Here is a 19,541-nt window from a genome sequence, read left to right as displayed (position 1 = left end):
GCAGGCTGGGCTCATTACCTGAAGGCTTGGAATCAGGGATTCGGCCGCCAACGACACCCAAGGCTGATGATTTCGTTTTTTCCCAGGATGGATATGTACCCAATGCTCAAGTTCAATGCTCACCTCGGTTTCCAATTCAACGAGTTGCCTTTTCTGCAACGCATCGAAGCCGCCGCCGCTGCCGGTTTCAGGGCAGTGGAGTTCCCGTCACCCTATGAATTCGACGCCAGCCTGCTCGCTGACCATCTGGCCCAATACAACCTGCCGTTGATTCAGTTCGCGGCGCCAGCGGGCGTGACCAAAGGCATCGCTGCCTTGCAGGGCAAGGAACAGGAATTTCGCGAGGGGCTGCGCGAGGCGGCCCGCTATGCGAAGGCGCTGAACTGCTCGGATGTGCACATCATGTCGGGCGTGACCACGCCTCAGGATGAGAGCGCGCTTGCCTACACCAATAATCTGGAATACGCGATCAAGTACCTTGAAGATCAGGGTTTGCGAACGTTGATTGAAGTCATCAGCCCGCAGGCGATGCCTGGCTATTACCTGTCTGACTTCAGCAAGGCCCAGCAGGTGCTGGAAACCTTTACGAGTGTCGGGCTGATTCTGGACCTTTACCATGCCCAGTTGTTGACCGGCGACCCAGCCGGCGTGCTGGCGCAGTTTTACGACAGGACCGTCCATGTACAAATCGCCGACAACCCGGGGCGTCATGAGCCGGGCACTGGGACCATGGACTTTGCTGGCTTGTTCGCGGCGCTGGAGCAGCGTGGCTACCGAGGATGGATCGGCTGTGAATACCGCCCATCCGGCACCACGGTTGCCAGCCTTGAGTGGCTTAAGCCGCTCCTGAAACCCTAGGGGTTATTGCGCGGCAGGCAACAGGAATCGGGCGATCACCGGCAGGTGATTGGAAATACGCAACGTATCTTCCTGGCGCACCTTCGCTTCCACGCGTTTGATCCGCGAGCTGTGGAACAGGTAATCCAGCGTGCGATCCGGGCCATCAAGGCCTGGGTCGTTGGGGAAGTGCGTCAGCCATTTCTCGCGGTCGATGCCACTGGATTGGCTGTTGCTGGGGATCATCGGGTACTTGTCCCACAGCAGATGCAACTCACTGTCCGGCGAATACTGGCCACGCTTTTCTGCGTCCAGGCGCAGGAACTGGCCCAGTGGCAGCAGGTTGAAATCCCCGCCAATCAACCAGGGTGTGCCGCGACCTTCGAGTTTATCCAGCAGTTTTACCGTACTCGTCACTTGCTCCCGCACGGCACTGCGCCCTGGCGCACCGGCGTCCAGGCGGGTGTTGAGCACCGCCAGTTGACCTCCGTCGCTCAAGGGCAGATACGTCAGCAGCAGGGCCGGCTTGGGTTGGAACTGACGGCTGACGAAGTTGGCGTCGGCGGTTGGCAATTGCAGGCGTTCGGCGTGTTCGATCTGGTAGCGGCTGAGCGTAGCGAGCTTGCGCCCGACGCTGCCGAAGATATGCAGGCTGGGCACAAAGTCGGCTTTCCAGTCGAAGGCCTGGGCGCTGCACGGGTAGAGGTCGACCAGACGCTCCTGCAACAGCGCAAGCTGGTCCTGATAATGGGAAGGCTTGGCACCTTCGTCGACTTCCTGCAACAGCAGGATGTCGGGTTGTTCGTCGCGAATCACCCGCGCCACTTCGTCGAGGCTAAAGGCCATGTCTTCGACGGTGGGGCGATCGTCGGGGCCGCTGCCGTCCGGGGTGTCGTACCAGAACACGTAGTTCTTGCCGGCCAGGTATTGCACATTCCAGGTCATGACCTTGAGCGCCTGCCCCGGCAGCAGTGTCGGGGCGCGGGGTGCCACGCAGCTCACGGGCAGGGTCTCTTTGTCGGCAGGGCGCCAGGTCAGGCTGTAGATCAGCGCGGCCAGCAGGCCGGCGATGATCAACAGGCTCAACAGGGTTATGCGCAATAAACGGGTCATCGGCTCGGCTTATATGCGTGTCAGAAGAGCCACGGAGCATATCACCGCACGTCGGCGTCGCCACCGATCAGCATGAATAAACGGAACAGCACCACGCTGGTGAACAGTTGCAGGAAGCTGTGGGCGCTGTCCATCAGCAACCCCAGCAACGGCGCGGGCTCAGGGTACGCCGCCACGCTGGCGCCCTTGAGCAGCCACAACGGCGTCATTACGCACAGCAGGCACACCAGGATGCGCCAGAAATGCCCACGGGTCAGGCGAAAGCTCTCCTTCATCGCCGCTAACGCCGGCATGCCGCGCAGCACCAGCAGGTATTCGGCAAACGCCAACACCACCATCAGCCACAAGCCCGGCAGGAAATACAGCGATAGCCCCAACAGAATCAGCAAGGTGCTCATGGCTGTCAGCAGGGCAAAACGCGGCCACAGGCTCAAGGCCATGGCCCACACGTCCTTGGTGCGCGGCGACTCGCCCCGGGTGCGGGCGTCGAGAAACAGGATCAGGGCGCCGGTGTACAGCGGGTACACCAACAAACCTACGACCACGCTGTAGCCGGGAAACGCATCCGGGCCCAGCGTGTGGTCCAGCACCTGTTGCAGCAAGGCTTCGAGGATCACCAATGGCAGGCACAGCTGGACGATGGCGCCCAGGTTGCGCTGGGTAAAGCGGAAGGAGTCGCGCAAAACGTCTAACGGATTCATCAGGGTCATCACAGGCCTGGAAGCAGAGGGCCACACTTTAACCGATCAAGGTCCAAGGGGCGCAAACGTAAACCTTGAGTAAAGACCATTGAAACAACTCGTAACATCCCCATAACTGGAAAGCCCCCGGCCTGATCACAGGCGGGACCGGAATTTTTTATCGGCAATCTAACGAGGTCGCCATGAACAGCGAAGAGCAAACCCTGATCGATGGACTGTTTTCACGGTTGCAGCAAGCCGAAACGGACTCAGCCCCCCGCGACGCCCAGGCCGAAGCGCGGATCAAGGAGCATATGGCTCGCCAACCTGCCGTCGGCTACTACATGACCCAGTCGATTCTGGTACAGGAACATGCGCTGCAGAGTCTTGACGCGCAGAACAAGCAACAGGCCCAGCAGATTCAGCAATTGCAGGACGAGCTGCAACGGGCCAAGGCCACGCAACCTGCGCCGACCAGCGGTGGTGGGTTCCTGTCGAGCATCTTTGGCGGCGGCTCCCGTGAGCCACAGCCTGCGCCGAGCAACTCAGGTGGCGGATGGCGTGAACCGGCGCGGCCATCGTTCAACCAGCCAGCGCCCCAGCAGAGCTATCAACCGGCGCAAGCACCGGCAGCCGCGCCAGCCGGCAGTGGCTTCCTCGGTGGTGCCATGAAGACCGCCGCCGGCGTGGCCGGTGGGGTGTTGCTGGCCGAAGGGATCAGCAGCCTGTTCCATCACAACCAGCAACCGCAGGTGGTGGAAGAGATCATCGAACAACCGGCACCGGCCAGTGATTCAGGTAACTGGGGCAACGATGACCAGAAGTTTGCCGGCAATGACAGCTGGGGCAGCAATAACGCCGATAGCTTCGCCGACAGCGATTATTCCGACGATTCCTCTTCCTTTGGCGACGACGATTCCTTCGTCTGACACACCAGGCCCGGGGCGCTGCGGCGCTCCGGTCTGATTTTTTTCCGGAAACGCTCCCTTGGCTGGCATACTGGCGCCCTTTCCGGGCGCTGGCGCCTGGCTGTCCATGAGGAAGTGCGGTGAAAAAAATTGCAGTGTTCGCCGATGTGCAAAACCTCTACTACACCGTGCGCCAGGCCTATGGTTGCCACTTCAACTACGCCGCCCTGTGGGCTGACATCAGCGCGCGCGGGCAGATTGTCGAGGCGTACGCCTATGCCATCGACCGCGGCGACAGCAAGCAGCAACAGTTCCAGCAGATCCTGCGCAACCTGGGCTTCACGGTAAAACTCAAGCCGTATATCCAGCGCAGCGACGGCTCCGCCAAGGGCGACTGGGACGTGGGCATCACGCTGGACATCATGGACGCCGCCGACCATGTCGACGAAGTCGTGCTGGCCTCCGGTGACGGTGATTTCGACATGTTGCTCGAACGCATCATCCACAAGCATGGCGTGCGGGCCGTGGCCTACGGCGTGCCGGGGCTGACGGCCAACTCATTGATACGCGCCGCCAGCCACTACGTGCCGATCGAAGGCGCGTTGTTGCTCAAATAGATCGTAGAACGGAGTTGGAACAGGTTTGGAACGTATAGCGGTTATCGACTTTGAAACCACTGGCATCACCCCCAGCAGCCACTGCCGGGCCACGGAGATTGGCGTGGTCATCCTCGAGCGTGGGCAGATCGTGGACCGCTACCAGAGCTTGATGAACGCCGGTGTGCGCGTACCGGCGTTTATCGAACAGCTCACCGGCATCAGCAACGCCATGCTGCGCAGCGCGCCACCGGCTGAACGGGTGATGAACGAAGTCAATGAGTTCGTCGGCACCACGCCCTTGATGGCGCACAACGCCGCGTTCGACCAGAAGTTCTGGGACTTTGAGCTGGGCCTGATCCGCCGCACCCGCCTGCAGAAATTCGCCTGCTCCTTGCTGCTGGCCCGCCGCCTGATGCCGGCGGCGCCCAACCACAAGCTCGGCACCCTCAACACCTACGCCAAACTGCCCCACACCGGCCAGGCTCACCGGGCGCTGGCGGATGCGGAAATGGCCGCCAACCTCACAGCGCACCTGGCCCAGGAACTGCGCCAGACTCATGGCTTGCGGGAGCTGTCCCATGACTTACTGTGTACCTTGCAAAAAGTGCCGGCCGCGAAGATCAATGAGCACCTGAAGAAACATCGCGGGTTTTAAGGTCTGGCGCTGATCGTCCCCACGCTCCGCGTGGGCATGCATCTGGAGACGCTCCGCGTCACGACTTTAAGAGTGGACGCAGAGCGTCCAGGGCGGCATTCCCACGCAGAGCGTGGGAACGATCAGCACGATCAGCAAACAGCGCGGGTTCTGATCCGGCTACTGCCTCAAGAACACTGGAGTTCCCATGTGGGCGCTGGCTTGCCTGCGATAGTGGCGTATCAGCCAGCCATTTATTGCCTGACCCTCCGCTATCGCGGGCAAGCCCGGCTCCCACTTGGGTTATGCGTCGTTTGATCGTCCCCACGCTCCGCGTGGGCATGCATCTGGTGACGCTCCGCGTCACGACTTTAAGAGTGGACGCAGAGCGCCCAGGGCGGCATTCCCACGCAGAGCGTGGGAACGATCAGCAAACAGCGCGGGTTCTGATCCGGCTACTGCCTCAAGAACACTGGAGTTCCCATGTGGGAGCTGGCTTGCCTGCGATAGCGGTGTATCAGCCAGCCATTTATTGCCTGACCCTCCGCTATCGCGGGCAAGCCCGGCTCCCACAGGGGTTATGCGTCGTTTGATCGTCCCCACGCTCCGCGTGGGCATGCATCTGGAGACGCTCCGCGTCATGACTTTAAGAGTGGACGCAGAGCGTCCAGGGCGGCATTCCCACGCAGAGCGTGGGAACGATCAGCAAACAGCGCGGGTTCTGATCCGGCTACTGCCTCAAGAACACTGGAGTTCCCATGTGGGAGCTGGCTTGCCTGCGATAGCGGTGTATCAGCCAGCCATTTATTGCCTGACCCTCCGCTATCGCGGGCAAGCCCGGCTCCCACTTGGGTTATGCGTCGTTTATCGAGGCTGTGGGCACTCCAACGCCTGGCCCACCACCCCCTTCGCCATCTCCACCCAACGCATCTCATCACTCCGCCCGATGCGTGGGCCTGGGCGTCGGACTTGCACGTCCGGTCACCAAGTATTCGATGACAGGGCGAGACTGGCTACCGAATCCGACGCAAACAAGGCACCTGAGCGCTGAATGGTCGGTAGGTCAAATCCGGCTATGAGTTAGGACCTTTCTGGTTTTCTTCTTTACTCATCCATCGCGTTTTACTGCGACCTACCATTCTGTGTGTCATTCACGCACAGGGACAAAGAACATGCAGGAAAGCGACCTTCATACAGCGATCATGCGAAGCAAGTTGGAACTTGAATCAAATGGCATTGATCTGGGTTCCAGTTCAAGCATGGCGTTTCATGTGGGCAACACGATGACAAGCTGCCCGGCAGTCATGGTGTTGCCGAGTTCGCCAGGTTGGAGTCATGGCCCTCATTACCAGTTACTCAAGCCGATTCACGCTGACCCCGTTGCGCCCGATACGACGTTTGATGAACTCTGGAAATGTACACAGCAACACTACGGCCTCACGGCAGCCACAGTGATCACTGGCGCGGCGGGCATACCCATAAGCAAAATTGCGGTGGGTGCTTGGGTTCACGTCGGCTCCAGCAAAACCACGAACCTGGCTAGCCTGATCGGAATGCGCTTTTTCCCTCGTACGTTGATCAAGCACCCCACCATGGCCAGAATGGCAAAGGCAACGTTTGGCACGGTCCGGGTATTTGGCATCATCGGGAGAGGCATGCCCTTCGTCGCTGCCGGGCTTGCAGTCTTTGACCTGGTCAGTATTGGTAAGTGTGCCTATGAGGCGAGAAATGGAAGGTAGCCTGGCAAGAGCCGACATCAGCGAAAAAGTTATCCAGCTATTCGTCGATATCATCGGTTTTATCGACCGAAGCGAAGTGACGGAGCAAACCGATTTCATCCATGACTTCGACATCATTGATGACGACCTGACCTGCTTTGTCATGCAGATCAAGTGGCAGTTCAAGCTGCAAGCGACGCAGGAGGATTGGGATCACATCACGACCATCAAGCAGATAGTTGATTTGATCGAGCGCAGATCAAGCTCCTACAGTTAACCGCGTCGCTCGGGCAGAACAGCCGGGCTGATCGTTCCCACGCGGAGCGTGGGAACGATCGCTCAGCCAGCATTTTTGCCATTGGTGTCCAACTGCCCCAACGGCACCCGCCGCTCTATCGCGCTGGACAGAATAATCGAGGTCTTGCTGAAGCCAAACTTCGCTACGCGGTTAATCAGGCTCTCCAACTCGGGCATCGAGCCCACCGCCGCTTGCATGATCACGCATGGGTCGCCCGTGACCCGGTGGCATTCGGTGAGTTCGGGTATCTCCGCCAGGGCGTCGTACACCTTTTGGCTGCCATGGTTGGTCAGCCGCAACTCAATCACGCATTGAATCGGCAAGCCCACTTTGGATAAATCCACCTTGGCCTGGTAGCCGGTGATCACGCCGCTGGCCTCAAGCTTGGCCACGCGTTCGGCCACGGCGGGGGCGGAAAGGTTCACGGTGCGCGCCAGTTGCGCGTAGGAAGCACGGCCATCTTCAAGCAGGGCGCTGAGGAGCATGCGGTCGTATTTGTCCATGATAAGGCTCCGGTTGCGCGTGGCTTTCGAAAGCACGGTTTATAGCCTTGATAACCATGGTTTGAGAAGTGTATTGGCGTTTTAAACAGGTTTTGTAACTTAAGTTTATCCACCTTCGTTTCTAGAATAAGTCTCCCATTTCCTGCCATAGAGCCGCCCAATGCCTGGCCCACGTCGCTTTCCCTTACCGTTGATCGCCGCCTTTTTTGCGTTGTATGTGATCTGGGGTTCCACCTATCTGGTGATTCGTATCGGCGTGGAGTACTGGCCGCCGCTGTTGCTGGCGGGGATTCGGTTTTGCACGGCGGGGGTCTTGATGTATGGCTTCCTCAGATGGCGCGGGGTGCCGGCGCCGACCTGGCCGCAGTGGAAGGCGGCCGGGATGATCGGCATTTTGTTGCTCACCGTGGGCAATGGTGGCGTCAGCGTGGCGGAACATATGGGCGTGTCGTCCGGCGTGGCGGCGCTGGCGGTGGCGACGGTGCCGCTGTTTACCTTGCTGTGTGGTTTTTTCTGGGGCGCGCGTAATACGCGGTTGGAATGGGCAGGCGTGCTGCTGGGGATCATCGGCATCGCCATGCTCAACATGGGCAGTACCTTGCAGTCGAGCCCACTGGGCGCGGTGTTGCTGTTGATGGCGGCGGCGTCCTGGGCCTTCGGCTCGGTGTGGAGCCGCCATTTGCCGCTGCCCCAAGGCGCCATGGCCAGCGCCGCGGAAATGCTCGTGGCTGGCGTGGCGCTGCTGATCGTCAGCGCATTGTCTGGCGAGCACCTGCAGGCCATGCCGCCGTTGGAGGGCTGGCTGGCCCTGGCGTACCTCACGGTGTTCGGCTCGATCATCGCCTTCAACGCTTATATGTACCTGCTCAAGCACGTACGCCCGGCGGCGGCGACCAGCTACGCCTACGTGAACCCGGCCGTCGCCGTGTTGCTGGGGATTGTGTTCGTGGGTGAGAGCATCGGCCTGGAAGAAGCCCTGGCAATGCTGGTGATCATCAGCGCGGTGTTGCTGATCAGCCTCCCCCAATGGCGCAAGCCCAAACCCGAAATAAGGTAAACTGCCGCGCATTACGCCCTTGCGCTGAATTTTTCCTACGGTAACTACATGACTTTCGCCACCCTTGGCCTGATCGAACCCTTGCTGCGCGCCCTTGAGACGCTTGGCTACCAGACCCCGACGCCGGTGCAGGCGCAAGCCATTCCGGCAGTGCTGGCCGGTCGCGACCTGATGGCCGCGGCCCAGACCGGCACCGGCAAGACCGCAGGTTTCGCCTTGCCGCTGCTGCAACTGCTGACCATGGAAGGGCCGAAAGTCGCCGCCAACTCGGCGCGTGCGCTGATCCTGTGCCCCACCCGTGAACTGGCCGAGCAGGTTCATGCCAGCGTTGCCGAGTACGCCCAACACCTGCCGCTGACCACTTACGCGGTGTACGGCGGCGTGAGCATCAACCCGCAGATGATGAAGCTGCGCAAAGGCGTCGACATTCTGGTCGCCACCCCTGGCCGCCTGATCGACCTGTTCCGCCAGAACGCGCTGAAGCTCAACCAGCTGCAAACTCTGGTGCTGGATGAAGCCGACCGCATGCTCGACCTGGGCTTCTCCGAAGAGCTTGCCAACATTTATCGCATGCTGCCGAAAAAGCGCCAGACCCTGCTGTTTTCCGCGACCTTCTCCGATGACATTCGCCTGCTCGCCGGGCAGATGCTCAACGACCCGCTGAGCATCGAAGTCAGCCCGCGCAACGTTGCCGCCAACACCGTCAAGCAGTGGGTGGTGCCGGTGGACAAGAAGCGCAAGCCGGAGCTGTTTGTGCACCTGATGCGCAAGGGCCGTTGGAAGCAAGTGCTGGTGTTCGCCAAGACCCGCAACGGCGTGGATGCGCTGGTGGACAAGTTGCAGGGCCTGGGGATCAACGCCGACGGCATCCATGGCGACAAACCACAAGCCACCCGCCAACGCGCACTGGACCGCTTCAAGGCCAGCGAAGTGCAGATCCTGGTGGCCACCGATGTGGCGGCCCGTGGCCTGGATATCGAAGACCTGCCGCTGGTGGTCAACTTCGACCTGCCGATCGTGGCCGAGGACTACATCCACCGTATCGGCCGTACCGGGCGTGCGGGCAACACCGGTGAGGCGATTTCCCTGGTGTGTGCCGATGAGGTGAACATGCTCTCGGCCATCGAGATGCTGACCCGCCAGACTCTCACCCGCAAAATGGAACCGGATTTCGAGCCGGAGCACCGCGTGCCGGACACCGATGCCAGCGGGCAGGTGGTGAAGAAACCGAAAAAGCCGAAGAAGCCGAAGGCGTCCGGCGGTGGCGGCAAGCGCAACCTGGGCAAGTGGGTGGACAGTGGGGAAGTAGCCCCGGCTGAGCCGTCGATCAAGCCGGTGCGCAAGGTGCCGGTGTTTAATACTGGGCCGCGTAAGAAGAAGTGATTGATCGTTCCCACGCGCGTGGGAACGCATCCTGTGACGCTCTGCGTCACGAACCTAAAGCGGGACGCAGAGCGTCCCTGGCGGCATCCCCACGCAGAGCGTGGGAACGATCAGCGTTGGAGCCATTCCAACATCCCCAGCCCAGCCGCCCGGCCACTGGCAAAACACCCGGTCAGCAAATACCCACCGGTCGGCGCTTCCCAATCGAGCCTTTCCACTGCACAAAACACCCCAGGCAATGGCTTGAGCATTTGATCGTTCCCACGCTCCGCGTGGGAACGCATCCTGTGACGCTCTGCGTCACGAACCTAAAGCGGGACGCAGAGCGTCCCTGGCGGCATCCCCACGCAGAGCGTGGGAACGATCAGCGTTGGAGCCATTCCAACATCCCCATCCCAGCCGCCCGGCCACTGGCAAAACACCCGGTCAGCAAATACCCACCGGTCGGCGCTTCCCAATCGAGCATTTCCCCCGCACAAAACACCCCAGGCAATGGCTTGAGCATCAACCGCTCATCCAGCGCTTCAAACGGCACACCGCCCGCCGTGCTGATCGCCTCATCCATCGGCCGCGTTTTCACCAACGTCAGCGGCAACGCCTTGATATCCACCGCCAATTGCGCCGGGTCGGTGAAGTGTTCAGCAGGCGTCAGCTCGCGCAACAACGCCGCTTTCAAGCCATCCAACCCCAGCTGACTGTGCAAATGCTTGCTCATCGACCGCGAGCCACGGGGCTTGGCCAATGCGGCCTGCACCTTGTCCAACGGCTTGCTGGGCAGCAAATCGATATGCACCGTGGCCGCAGCGTCGCGGTTGATCGCTTCGCGAATCGGCGCCGATAAGGCGTAAATCAAGCTGCCTTCGATACCGGTGGCAGTGATCACGCATTCGCCCAGCCGAGGCTTGTCATCCCCCAGGCCAATGGCGACGTTTTTCAACGGCGCGCCAGCGAATTTGCTGACCATCAACTCGCTCCATGCCGACACTTCAAACCCGCAGTTGCTCGGTTGTAGCCTCACATAGGGCAGGCCTCTGCCTTCAAACAGGTTGAGCCATGCGCCGTCGGAGCCCAATCGCGACCAGCTGCCGCCGCCCAGGGCCAGCAGCACGGCGTCGCTGTGGACAACTTTTTCGCCGTCCGGGCTGTGGATAAGTAAATCGCCCTCGTCATTCCAACCCGTCCAACGATGCCGGGTGTGGATAACCACACCTTGCTCCCGCAGACGCTTGAGCCAAGCGCGCAAAAGTGGCGCGGCTTTCATATCGGTAGGAAATACGCGACCGGAGGTGCCGACAAAGGTCTGGATACCCAGGCCATGGATCCATTCGCACAACGCCTCGGCGCCAAAGCTGCGCAGCAGCGGCGCCATGTGCGGGGCGCGTTCGGCGTAGCGCGACAGGAACGCCGGGTACGCCTCGGAGTGGGTGATGTTCATGCCGCCCACGCCTGCCAGCAGGAACTTGCGCCCCACCGACGGCATGCCGTCGTACAGGTCCACGCGCACGCCAGCCTGGCTCAAGACTTCGGCGGCCATCAGCCCGGCGGGGCCGCCGCCGATAATGGAGACGTGGTGGGCAGAAGTCTGAGGCATGGGCAGGGCTACGGTGATGTGAATAGGCCGAGCATTCTACCCGACCACGACGCCGCTGCCTGATCAAAAAACGTACACTTTCCTACAGGCCATGCGGTCAAACGCTTGTAGCCGCTTACGCTCAAGTTATCCACAGGCCGTTCCACAGGCATTGTGGGTAACGCTCACACTTCAATGACAGCCTGATGACGTCCACACCCGCTGCGCGCTGTGGTGCAGGATGCCGTGGCGGCGGGCGAGGGCGGGGCGGTCCTTGCTGTAACCGCCGCCGATCACGCCCATCACCGGTATGTCGCGGCCCAGGCAGTGGCGCATCACGCTTTCATCACGGGCGGCGACGCCTTTGTCTGTCAGCTTGAGGTAACCAAGGGCGTCGTCCTTGTGCACATCCACGCCGGCGTCGTACAGCACCAGATCCGGCTGGTAGAGCGGCAGCAGGTAGTTGAGCGCGTCATCCACCACCTTGAGGTAGTCGGCATCGCCCATGCCCATGGGCAGCGGGATGTCCCAGTCGCTCTGGGCCTTGCGTGCCGGGAAGTTCTTTTCGCAGTGCAGCGACACGGTGATGGCGTCCGGCGTGTCGTGCAGGATGCGTGCGGTGCCGTCACCCTGGTGTACGTCGCAATCGAAGATCAGCACGCGATTGACCCGGCCGTTGGCCAACAGGTAATGGCTGATCACCGCCAGGTCATTAAAAATGCAGAAACCCGCCGGATAATCGTAATGGGCATGGTGGGTGCCGCCCGCCAAATGGCAGGCCAGGCCATGTTCCAGGGCTTGTTCGGCGGCCAGGATCGAGCCGCCCACCGCGCGCACCGTGCGCCGGGCCAGGGCTTCGCTCCACGGCAGGCCGAGGCGGCGTTGGTCTTCGCGGGACAGTTCGCCGCTCATGTAGCGTTCGATATACCCCGGTTCATGGGCCAGGGCCAAAATGTCTGCCGGGCACAGCGGCGGGCGCAGCAATTGGCTGTCTTCGGTCAGGCCGCTGTCCACCAAGTGGTCACGCAACAGGCGAAACTTGTCCATGGGGAACCGGTGGTCCGCCGGGAACTCAGGGCTGTAGTCTTCGTGGTAGATCAATGGCAAGGACATGGCATTTTCTGACGGGAACCTGCGACGGATCTTAACAGCGCTGTACACTCACGCACATGGCAAGGCAGGGGGGCCCCATGGAGCCGATACTGGAATTGGAAAGTGCACGCTTGGTGCTTCGCCAATGGCGCGACAGCGACCTGCCGGACTTTGCGCGCATGTGCGCCGACCCGCAGGTGATGCGCTACTTTCCGGCTCAATTGAGCCACTTGGAAAGCGCCGCGTTGATCGGCCGGATTCGCGGGCATTTTGCTGAATATGGCTTTGGTTTTTGGGCATTGCAGCGCAAGGACACGGGCGAATTTATCGGCCTGACCGGGCTTGCGAATGTCAGCTTTGAAGCCGGCTTTACCCCGGCGGTGGAAATCGGCTGGCGCCTGGCCCGCGAACATTGGGGGCTGGGTTATGCCAGTGAGGCCGCCTGGACAGCGTTGCGCTGTGGTTTTGACCGCTTGCAACTGGACGAAATCCTGGCCTTCACCACCGAGAGCAACCTGCCCTCACAAAAAGTCATGCAGGCCATCGGTATGCATTACGATCCGCAGGCAGATTTTGAACACCCGAAAGTCGCAGCCGGTGACCCGCTGCGACCGCATGTTTTGTACCGCATCACCCGCGCCCAATGGTTGGACACGCTGCACGGATAAGCAGGCGGTCATGCTCAACAGAAACCCGTAGGAGCGAGCTTGCTCGCGAAGAACGCAAGAGCGCTGCGGTAAACCAGAAGCGCTGCGTCATCGTTAACGACCTTCGCGAGCAAGCTCGCTCCTACAGGTGGATACCGTTTTGCTTTGAGGAGAGTTTCAATGAGCCAAGTATTGGAAGATCTGGTGGACTTGCTGACCCTGGAGCCGATCGAGGAAAACCTCTTTCGCGGCCGCAGCCAGGACCTGGGCTTTCGCCAACTGTTCGGCGGCCAAGTGCTCGGCCAGTCGCTGTCGGCGGCCAGCCAGACCGTAGAAGAAGCGCGGCATGTGCATTCCCTGCACGGTTATTTCCTGCGCCCTGGCGATGCCGCGTTGCCGGTGGTGTATTCGGTGGACCGCGTGCGCGACGGTGGCAGTTTCAGCACGCGTCGTGTCACCGCGATTCAAAAGGGTAATCCGATCTTCACCTGCACGACCTCGTTCCAGTACGACGAACAAGGCTTCGAGCACCAGACCACCATGCCGGTGGTAGTGGGCCCGGAAAACCTGCCGTCGGAGCTGGAGCTGACCCAGCAACGTGCGCACCTGATCCCCGAGCACATGCGCGACAAGCTGCTGTGCCCAAAGCCCATCGAAGTGCGCCCGGTCACCGAAAAAGACCCGTTCAACCCGCAGCCGTCCGACCCGGTCAAGTACGTGTGGTTTCGTGCCGACGGTGCCTTGGCGGACACGCCGGCGTTGCATAAATACCTGTTGGCCTACGCCTCGGACTTCGGCCTGTTGACCACCTCGTTGCTGCCCCATGGCAAGACCGTGTGGCAGAAAGACATGCAGGTCGCCAGCCTCGATCACGCGCTGTGGTTCCACGCCGACCTGCGTGCCGATGACTGGTTGCTGTACGCCATGGACAGCCCGTGGGCTGGCAACTCCCGGGGTTTCTCCCGGGGCAGCGTGTACAACCGCGCCGGGCAACTGGTGGCGTCGGTGACCCAGGAAGGTTTGATTCGCCATCGCAAGGATTGGGCATGAGCCTCTGCGACGTGAAGCACTGGGTGTTCGACATGGACGGCACCCTCACGGTGGCGGTGCATGATTTTGCGGCTATCCGCGTGGCGCTGCAGATCCCGCCTGAAGACGACATTCTCACGCACCTCGCGGCATTGCCGGCAGATGTCGCGGAGGCCAAACATGCCTGGTTGCTGGAGCATGAGCGCGAGCTGGCGCTGGGTTCCATTGCGGCCGAAGGTGCCGTTGAGCTGGTACGCGAATTGGCCGGGCGCGGTTATCGCTTGGGGATCCTGACCCGTAATGCGCGGGAGCTGGCCCATATCACCCTGGAGGCGATAGGCCTGGCGGACTGCTTTGCCATTGAGGACGTGCTGGGGCGCGATGATGCGCCGCACAAGCCGGATCCCGGTGGGTTGCTGAAACTGGCGGCGGCTTGGGACGTAGCACCCCGCGAAATGGTGATGGTCGGGGATTATCGCTTTGACCTGGATTGTGGCCGGGCAGCGGGCACCAGGACGGTGTTGGTGAACTTGCCGGAGAACCCTTGGCCGGAATTGGCGGATTGGCATGCCGAGGATTGTGCGGCGCTGCGCCGAATGATCTAAGCCGGGCGACAGAGAGCAAATGTGGGAGCTGGCTTGCCTGCGATAGCGTTGGGTCAGCTGACACTTTATCAACTGACAGTCCGTCATCGCAGGCAAGCCAGCTCCCACATTTTGATGGGGTTCCTTCAGGTGCTACTGGGCGAACAGTACCTTTTCCCCCTCTGGCGAGGTAAACATCTTATCCCCGTCATGCCCCACCCCCGGCACTTCTACCTGCCGGTGGCCCAACTGCGGATTCCGCTGCTTGAGGTAGTCAAAGTAGTTGTGGCCACGAAGCAGTCGATACGCACCCTGGGTTTCGGCTTCGCAGCTTTTATCCAATGCCGGGTGGTTGGGGTCGGTGTCCTGCTGGCCCAACAGGTAAGTGATGTCGCGTGAGACGTAGTCTTGTTCCAGTTGCTGGGCACCTCGGTCACCCACGTAATTCGGCAGGTTTTGCATGCCGTACTTCCAGTCGTTGAAGCCTGGGCAATTGGCAATGTCGAACGTCACCGGGCGTTGCGGGCTGAAGTAAGCATAGGACGACGGGTTGGCCACCACATACCGCAGGCGGATGCCCTCGGTGTTCAGCAACGGGTGGTCGTGGCCGGTGAGGGCGAAGCGCTGCACCACTTGGCCGCCACCGGAATGCCCGGCGACCACGATTTCTTTCAGTGCCGGGAACAGTTTGCGGTTGCCCAAGTGCTTGATGATCTGGTCCAGAGCGCCATAAGAGCTGATCTGCCCTGGGCCGGTGGACGCTTCGCCGGCCATCCAGTCGTTACCCTTCCAACGCACTACCTCGTCGCCCAGGTGGTTGCGCTTCACGTCGGCTTGATTGAGAAACTGCGGCGCGATCACCAGCGTACTGCCGCCCACCTCGGCATGCTCGGCGGCGTCGATGCCGCTTTGCAGGTAGGTCTGCGCATTGCGCAGGCGGCCATGCACGATGATCAATGCGCGCGTGACCTTGGGCAGCGGCTGGCCCCAATCCTGGCTCAGGCCCAGGCTGAGGTCTCCGGCCTCCAGATGAAAGCGATCGGGGCTGACCACCTTGACGCCGTGTTCAGCCGCGAAGGTGCAACAGGACACGAGCACACCCAGCAGCAACCCCAATCGTTTGATCATTTAGAGACTCTTGGCCGCGAAGGTATCGCATTGAGTGATCTGGCCCTGGGCGAAGCCGGTCTTGAACCAGCGCACGCGCTGGGCCGAGGTGCCGTGGGTGAACGAGTCTGGTACCACGCGCCCCTGGCCCTGTTGCTGCAAGCGGTCATCGCCGATGGCATTGGCTGCGTTCAGGGCCTCTTCGATATCACCGGGTTCCAGCCAGTTCAGGCGTTTTTGCGCATGGTTGGCCCACACGCCGGCAAAGCAATCGGCTTGCAGTTCCTGGCGAACCAGCAGGCCACCGTCGCCTTCCATCTGCCGACCCTGTTGGCGCGCTGCCTGGATCTTGGACGAGATGCCCAGCAACGTTTGTACGTGGTGCCCGATTTCGTGGGCGATCACGTAGGCCTGGGCGAAATCACCGGCGGCCTGGAAGCGTTGCGACATTTCCCGGAAAAAATCCAGGTCCAGGTACACCTGCTGGTCAGCCGGGCAGTAAAACGGGCCGCTGGCCGAGGTGGCGCCACCACAGGCTGAGTTCACCCGGCCACGGAACAGGATCAGTTTCGGGTTCTTATAGGCCAGCCCATTTTCCTGGAACACCTGGCCCCAGGTGTCTTCGGTATCGCCCAGCACGGCGCGCACAAAGTCGGCTTGCTCATCGTTGGCTGGCGGCGCTTGACGCGGCTGGGTGCTGACCGACGGCGCCTGTTCCATCTGGCCGGTCAATTGGCCAAGAATCTGCATCGGGTCCTGGCCGGTCAGCCAGCCAATGCCGACGATCAGCACGATGGCCGTGAGGCTCAGGCCCTTGCCGCCGCCGAAGCGCATACCGCCACCGCCGCCGCCACTGTCGTTACGGGCATCTACCACGTTGTCGCTGCGTCGGCCTTTTTTCCATAGCATGGGAGCAATCCTCTGTGTGCTAACCGTGATTGATTATGGTCGGTATTAACGGCAATAGCCTTCGCCAGTGGCGACGATCAGGCAGTCTTTTTTATCTGCCAGCCACTTCAAGCCGGTGGCAGCGCCATCGCCAGCGCGCAACAACTGCGGGCCGTCGGGGCGGGTGAAGGCGATGCCGTCTTCAGCGGCCTCACCTTTGAAGGTGCCGGCGTCATCGGCGTCCAGGCCATATTGCATGGTGAGAAGGTAGTGGCCGCGGCCAATGCTGTCGTCCTTGGCGATGGTCAGGTGCAAGCCTTCGACGCCGACCCACTTGCCGACCCATTTATCGGTGGGCGGGGTTTCGGGCACCAGGGTCGCTTGCACGGAGGCGGGCGCGGGCTTGGGGGCTTCTTTCGGGGTTTTATCGCAGGCGGCGAGCAGGGCGAGGGCAGACAGGGCAAAGAGGATTTTTTTCATAGCGGCAAGGCCTTGGTTAAAAAGTGTGCAACGCCGGGGCGAGCGTGCAGCGTTGGACTCGGATCCATCGATTTAGTGCGCTGTTCGCCCGGTGTTTGGTTATGCTCTTGGGGCAGACTCCGGCCCGGCTGCTAGATTACCGGGTTGAGCGCGACTTGGTTCAGCGCTCAGCGTCCCGCTCGCCACACAAGAGAATTCAATGACTGTCAGTACCCCGCTCTCCGGCGTCAACCATCCGTTCAAAGGCATCCTGCTGATTGTGCTGGCGACGTTCCTGTTCTCCAGCCACGACGCCTTGTCCAAATACCTGGCCGGGTTTTACCCGATCGTGATGGTGGTGTGGGCGCGGTACATGGTGCACACCTTGCTGATGGCCGGGATCTTCCTGCCGCAATCGGGCTTGCGCGTGTTGCGCAGCAAGCGGCCGGGCATGCAGGTGGTGCGGGCGTTATGCCTGTTGGGCACCAGCCTGTTCTTCACCACAGCGCTGCATTACATCCCGTTGGCCGAAGCTACAGCGGTGAACTTCCTTGCGCCGATCCTGGTGACGGCGCTGTCGGTGCCGTTGCTCGGTGAGCACGTGACCCGTGGCCAGTGGCTGGCGGTGATCTGCGGGTTTATCGGCGTGGTGATCATTATCCACCCCGGCGGCGAGCTGTTTACCCCGGCGGTACTGCTGCCGCTGTGCTCGGCGCTGTTCTTCTGCTTCTACCAGTTGCTCACGCGCATCCTCAGCCAATACGACAGCCCGACTACCAGCAACTTCTTCGCCGGCCTGTGCAACACCTTGGTGATGAGTGCGATGGTGCCGTTCTTCTGGCAAGTGCCGACGTTGTGGCACGCGGTGATGATGCTGGCGCTGGGCACCTGCGGGATGACCGCGCACCTGATGCTCACCCAGGCGTTCCGCTTCGCGGCGCCGGCCTTGCTGGCGCCGTTTGGCTATTGCCAGATCGTGTTTGCGGGGTTGTTGGGCTGGCTGGTGTTCAGCCATACCCCCGATATGACCACGGTGGTGGGTATCGGGGTGATCTGCATGAGCGGGTTGGCCGCTGCCTGGCAGCAGCGGCGGCGTTAGTTAAACGTCTACCGTGGGGATCTTGCGCGGCGCCATGAAGTACATCCACACCAGTGCGATGAAGTACATCGCCGGGATCAGGGTGAACAACACCGTGTAGTTGTTGTTGGTCACCGTGAGGATATGGCCGACGATCTGGGTCATGAACATGCCGCCGATGGCCGCGCACATGCCGCCGAAACCGAACACCGTGCTCATCATGTGCTTGGGCGTGTAGTCCATCACCAGGCTCCAGATGTTGGCGGTCCAGGCCTGATGCGCGCCGATGGCCAGGGAGATGGCGAACACCGCGACCCACAGCTGGCTGGAGCCGGCCGCCATGATCACGCCGACGATGCAGCAGGCGAACAGCAACATCGACAACAGCCGCGCCTTGATCGAGTTCATCCCACGGCCGATCAGGAATGACGACAGGATCCCACCGCCCACGCTGCCAAAGTCGGCGGTGAGGTAAATGATGATCAGCGGAATGCCCATCTGGGTCACGTTGATGCCCAGGTTGTATTGCTGGTTCAAGAACGGCGGCAGCCAATACAGGTAGAACCAGAACACCGGCGCAGTGAGCGAGTAGGCAAGGGCGAAGGCCCAGGTGCCGCGCATGCGCAGGATGCGGCTGAACGGCACGCGGGGTTGTTCCGGCTCGACTTCCTGTTGCACGTAGTCCAGTTCGGATTGTTTAACGGTGGGGTGGTCTTCCGGGTTGTAGTACTTCAAGCCCCAGAGCACCAGCCAGATACCGCCGAGTGCCGACATGCACAGGAACGCTGCCTGCCAGCCCCACACGTGCAGGATCAACGGCAGCAGCATGGGCGTCATCATCGCGCCGACGTTGGTGCCGGCGTTGAAGATGCCGGTGGCCACTGCCCGTTCACCCGCCGGGAACCACAAGCGTGTGGTCTTGACGCAGGCCGGGTAGTTGGCGGCTTCGGTCAGCCCGAGGACAAACCGGCAGACCATAAAGCCCACCGCCGAGGTGGCCAGGCCATGGGCGCCGGTGGCCAGGCTCCACAGCAGCACGGCGCAGAAGAACACGCGCTTGACGCCGACCCGGTCGATCAAGCGGCCTTGCAGCACAAAGCCGATGGCGTAGCCGACCTGGAACCAGAAGTTGATGTTGGCGTAGTCCATCGCCGTCCAGCTCATTTCCTTGGCGAGGATCGGTTGCATCACGCCCAGGGCGGCGCGGTCGATGTAGTTCAAGGTGGTGGCGAAGAACACCAGGGCCAGCATGCCCCAGCGCGTTTTACCCACGGCCAGGGCACCGCGGATCTTGTCGCCGATGCCGGCGTGCGGGTTGCCCGGGCGCGCGGCCAGGGCTGAATTTTGCAGAGGCATG

At 61.3% G+C, this 19,541-nt stretch carries 21 protein-coding genes and 1 pseudogene; 12 read left to right on the top strand and 10 right to left on the bottom strand.

Going from position 1 to position 19,541, the window contains the following annotated elements; translation table 11 throughout:
- The first annotated feature begins 102 nt into the window (after window positions 1–102).
- Window positions 103–858, top strand: coding sequence for a TIM barrel protein (locus tag HBO10_RS20825; RefSeq protein ID WP_034126924.1), 756 nt, complete (start codon window positions 103–105; stop codon window positions 856–858).
- A 3-nt stretch (window positions 859–861) separates the two neighbouring features.
- On the opposite strand, the gene HBO10_RS20820 is transcribed toward HBO10_RS20825, so the two are convergent.
- Entirely contained in the window at window positions 862–1,950 is a 1,089-nt protein-coding gene (locus HBO10_RS20820) for an endonuclease/exonuclease/phosphatase family protein (RefSeq protein ID WP_034126925.1), read from the bottom strand.
- A gap of 41 nt (window positions 1,951–1,991) precedes the next feature.
- The gene (locus tag HBO10_RS20815; protein WP_032904195.1) at window positions 1,992–2,651 is read right to left on the bottom strand and encodes a YciC family protein; all 660 of its coding nucleotides are present in this window, start codon (window positions 2,649–2,651) and stop codon (window positions 1,992–1,994) included.
- 182 nt (window positions 2,652–2,833) lie between these two features.
- Between HBO10_RS20815 and HBO10_RS20810 the strand changes: the two genes are divergently transcribed.
- The 5 genes from HBO10_RS20810 (at window position 2,834) to HBO10_RS20790 (ending at window position 6,766) form a co-directional block, all read left to right on the top strand.
- Complete coding sequence (locus HBO10_RS20810; protein WP_034126926.1) at window positions 2,834–3,559, top strand: DUF2076 domain-containing protein; 726 nt, start codon at window positions 2,834–2,836, stop codon at window positions 3,557–3,559.
- Between the two features lie 119 nt (window positions 3,560–3,678).
- On the top strand, window positions 3,679–4,155 hold the full coding sequence (locus HBO10_RS20805; RefSeq protein ID WP_003194396.1) for an NYN domain-containing protein: 477 nt from the start codon (window positions 3,679–3,681) through the stop codon (window positions 4,153–4,155).
- 25 nt (window positions 4,156–4,180) lie between these two features.
- Window positions 4,181–4,792 carry a 3'-5' exonuclease gene (locus HBO10_RS20800; RefSeq protein ID WP_032895195.1) on the top strand — a complete coding sequence of 204 codons (612 nt, stop codon included), beginning with the start codon at window positions 4,181–4,183 and terminating at the stop codon, window positions 4,790–4,792.
- Between the two features lie 1,151 nt (window positions 4,793–5,943).
- Window positions 5,944–6,510, top strand: coding sequence for a hypothetical protein (locus tag HBO10_RS20795; RefSeq protein WP_034126927.1), 567 nt, complete (start codon window positions 5,944–5,946; stop codon window positions 6,508–6,510).
- Window positions 6,500–6,766 carry a hypothetical protein gene (locus HBO10_RS20790; protein WP_034126928.1) on the top strand — a complete coding sequence of 89 codons (267 nt, stop codon included), beginning with the start codon at window positions 6,500–6,502 and terminating at the stop codon, window positions 6,764–6,766. The genes HBO10_RS20795 and HBO10_RS20790 overlap by 11 nt, the downstream gene beginning before the upstream one ends.
- Before the next feature lie 62 nt (window positions 6,767–6,828).
- Here HBO10_RS20790 and HBO10_RS20785 read toward each other — a convergent pair whose 3' ends face one another.
- The gene (locus tag HBO10_RS20785; protein ID WP_034126929.1) at window positions 6,829–7,290 is read right to left on the bottom strand and encodes an Lrp/AsnC family transcriptional regulator; all 462 of its coding nucleotides are present in this window, start codon (window positions 7,288–7,290) and stop codon (window positions 6,829–6,831) included.
- 160 nt (window positions 7,291–7,450) lie between these two features.
- On the opposite strand from HBO10_RS20785, the gene yedA reads away from it, so the two are divergent.
- Window positions 7,451–8,347: a drug/metabolite exporter YedA gene (gene yedA / locus HBO10_RS20780; RefSeq protein WP_034126930.1), complete on the top strand. Its 897-nt coding sequence runs from the start codon at window positions 7,451–7,453 to the stop codon at window positions 8,345–8,347.
- Window positions 8,348–8,395: 48 nt separating this feature from the next.
- Window positions 8,396–9,730, top strand: a complete 1,335-nt coding sequence (locus tag HBO10_RS20775; protein WP_034126931.1) for a DEAD/DEAH box helicase — start codon at window positions 8,396–8,398, stop codon at window positions 9,728–9,730.
- Window positions 9,731–9,840: 110 nt separating this feature from the next.
- On the opposite strand, the pseudogene HBO10_RS20770 reads toward HBO10_RS20775, so the two are convergent.
- The 3 genes and pseudogenes from HBO10_RS20770 to HBO10_RS20760 form a co-directional block, all read right to left on the bottom strand.
- Window positions 9,841–9,981 (bottom strand): annotated as a pseudogene (locus HBO10_RS20770) (NAD(P)/FAD-dependent oxidoreductase); the annotation flags it as partial.
- A gap of 113 nt (window positions 9,982–10,094) precedes the next feature.
- Window positions 10,095–11,321 carry a TIGR03862 family flavoprotein gene (locus HBO10_RS20765; protein WP_169922100.1) on the bottom strand — a complete coding sequence of 409 codons (1,227 nt, stop codon included), beginning with the start codon at window positions 11,319–11,321 and terminating at the stop codon, window positions 10,095–10,097.
- Window positions 11,322–11,492: 171 nt separating this feature from the next.
- Complete coding sequence (locus HBO10_RS20760) at window positions 11,493–12,413, bottom strand: histone deacetylase (RefSeq protein ID WP_034126932.1); 921 nt, start codon at window positions 12,411–12,413, stop codon at window positions 11,493–11,495.
- 77 nt (window positions 12,414–12,490) lie between these two features.
- Here HBO10_RS20760 and HBO10_RS20755 point away from each other — a divergent pair, with 77 nt between their 5' ends.
- The 3 genes from HBO10_RS20755 (at window position 12,491) to HBO10_RS20745 (ending at window position 14,673) form a co-directional block, all read left to right on the top strand.
- The gene (locus tag HBO10_RS20755) at window positions 12,491–13,060 is read left to right on the top strand and encodes a GNAT family N-acetyltransferase (RefSeq protein ID WP_014720044.1); all 570 of its coding nucleotides are present in this window, start codon (window positions 12,491–12,493) and stop codon (window positions 13,058–13,060) included.
- Between the two features lie 159 nt (window positions 13,061–13,219).
- Window positions 13,220–14,089, top strand: a complete 870-nt coding sequence (tesB, locus tag HBO10_RS20750; RefSeq protein ID WP_014720043.1) for an acyl-CoA thioesterase II — start codon at window positions 13,220–13,222, stop codon at window positions 14,087–14,089.
- The gene (locus tag HBO10_RS20745; protein WP_034126933.1) at window positions 14,086–14,673 is read left to right on the top strand and encodes an HAD family hydrolase; all 588 of its coding nucleotides are present in this window, start codon (window positions 14,086–14,088) and stop codon (window positions 14,671–14,673) included. Before tesB ends, HBO10_RS20745 begins: the two co-directional genes overlap by 4 nt.
- 132 nt (window positions 14,674–14,805) lie before the next feature.
- Here HBO10_RS20745 and HBO10_RS20740 read toward each other — a convergent pair whose 3' ends face one another.
- From HBO10_RS20740 to HBO10_RS20730, 3 genes are read right to left on the bottom strand one after another with little or no spacing between them, the layout of a single operon-like run.
- Window positions 14,806–15,780, bottom strand: a complete 975-nt coding sequence (locus HBO10_RS20740; protein ID WP_034126934.1) for a hypothetical protein — start codon at window positions 15,778–15,780, stop codon at window positions 14,806–14,808.
- Window positions 15,781–16,668: a neutral zinc metallopeptidase gene (locus tag HBO10_RS20735; RefSeq protein ID WP_014720040.1), complete on the bottom strand. Its 888-nt coding sequence runs from the start codon at window positions 16,666–16,668 to the stop codon at window positions 15,781–15,783.
- Window positions 16,669–16,713: 45 nt separating this feature from the next.
- Window positions 16,714–17,127 carry a lipoprotein gene (locus tag HBO10_RS20730; RefSeq protein ID WP_034126935.1) on the bottom strand — a complete coding sequence of 138 codons (414 nt, stop codon included), beginning with the start codon at window positions 17,125–17,127 and terminating at the stop codon, window positions 16,714–16,716.
- Between the two features lie 199 nt (window positions 17,128–17,326).
- On the opposite strand from HBO10_RS20730, the gene HBO10_RS20725 reads away from it, so the two are divergent.
- Window positions 17,327–18,205 carry a DMT family transporter gene (locus tag HBO10_RS20725; RefSeq protein ID WP_003194370.1) on the top strand — a complete coding sequence of 293 codons (879 nt, stop codon included), beginning with the start codon at window positions 17,327–17,329 and terminating at the stop codon, window positions 18,203–18,205.
- Here the strand turns inward: HBO10_RS20725 and HBO10_RS20720 are convergent, their stop codons facing one another.
- Complete coding sequence (locus HBO10_RS20720) at window positions 18,206–19,540, bottom strand: MFS transporter (RefSeq protein ID WP_014720038.1); 1,335 nt, start codon at window positions 19,538–19,540, stop codon at window positions 18,206–18,208.
- Window position 19,541: the final 1 nt, after the last annotated feature.

Origin of the sequence: Pseudomonas sp. WS 5503, from assembly GCF_012985385.1 — a bacterium.
In the GTDB taxonomy this organism is placed as follows: Bacteria; Pseudomonadota; Gammaproteobacteria; order Pseudomonadales; family Pseudomonadaceae; genus Aquipseudomonas; species Aquipseudomonas paracarnis.
This window is presented reverse-complemented; position numbering and strand designations above follow the sequence as displayed.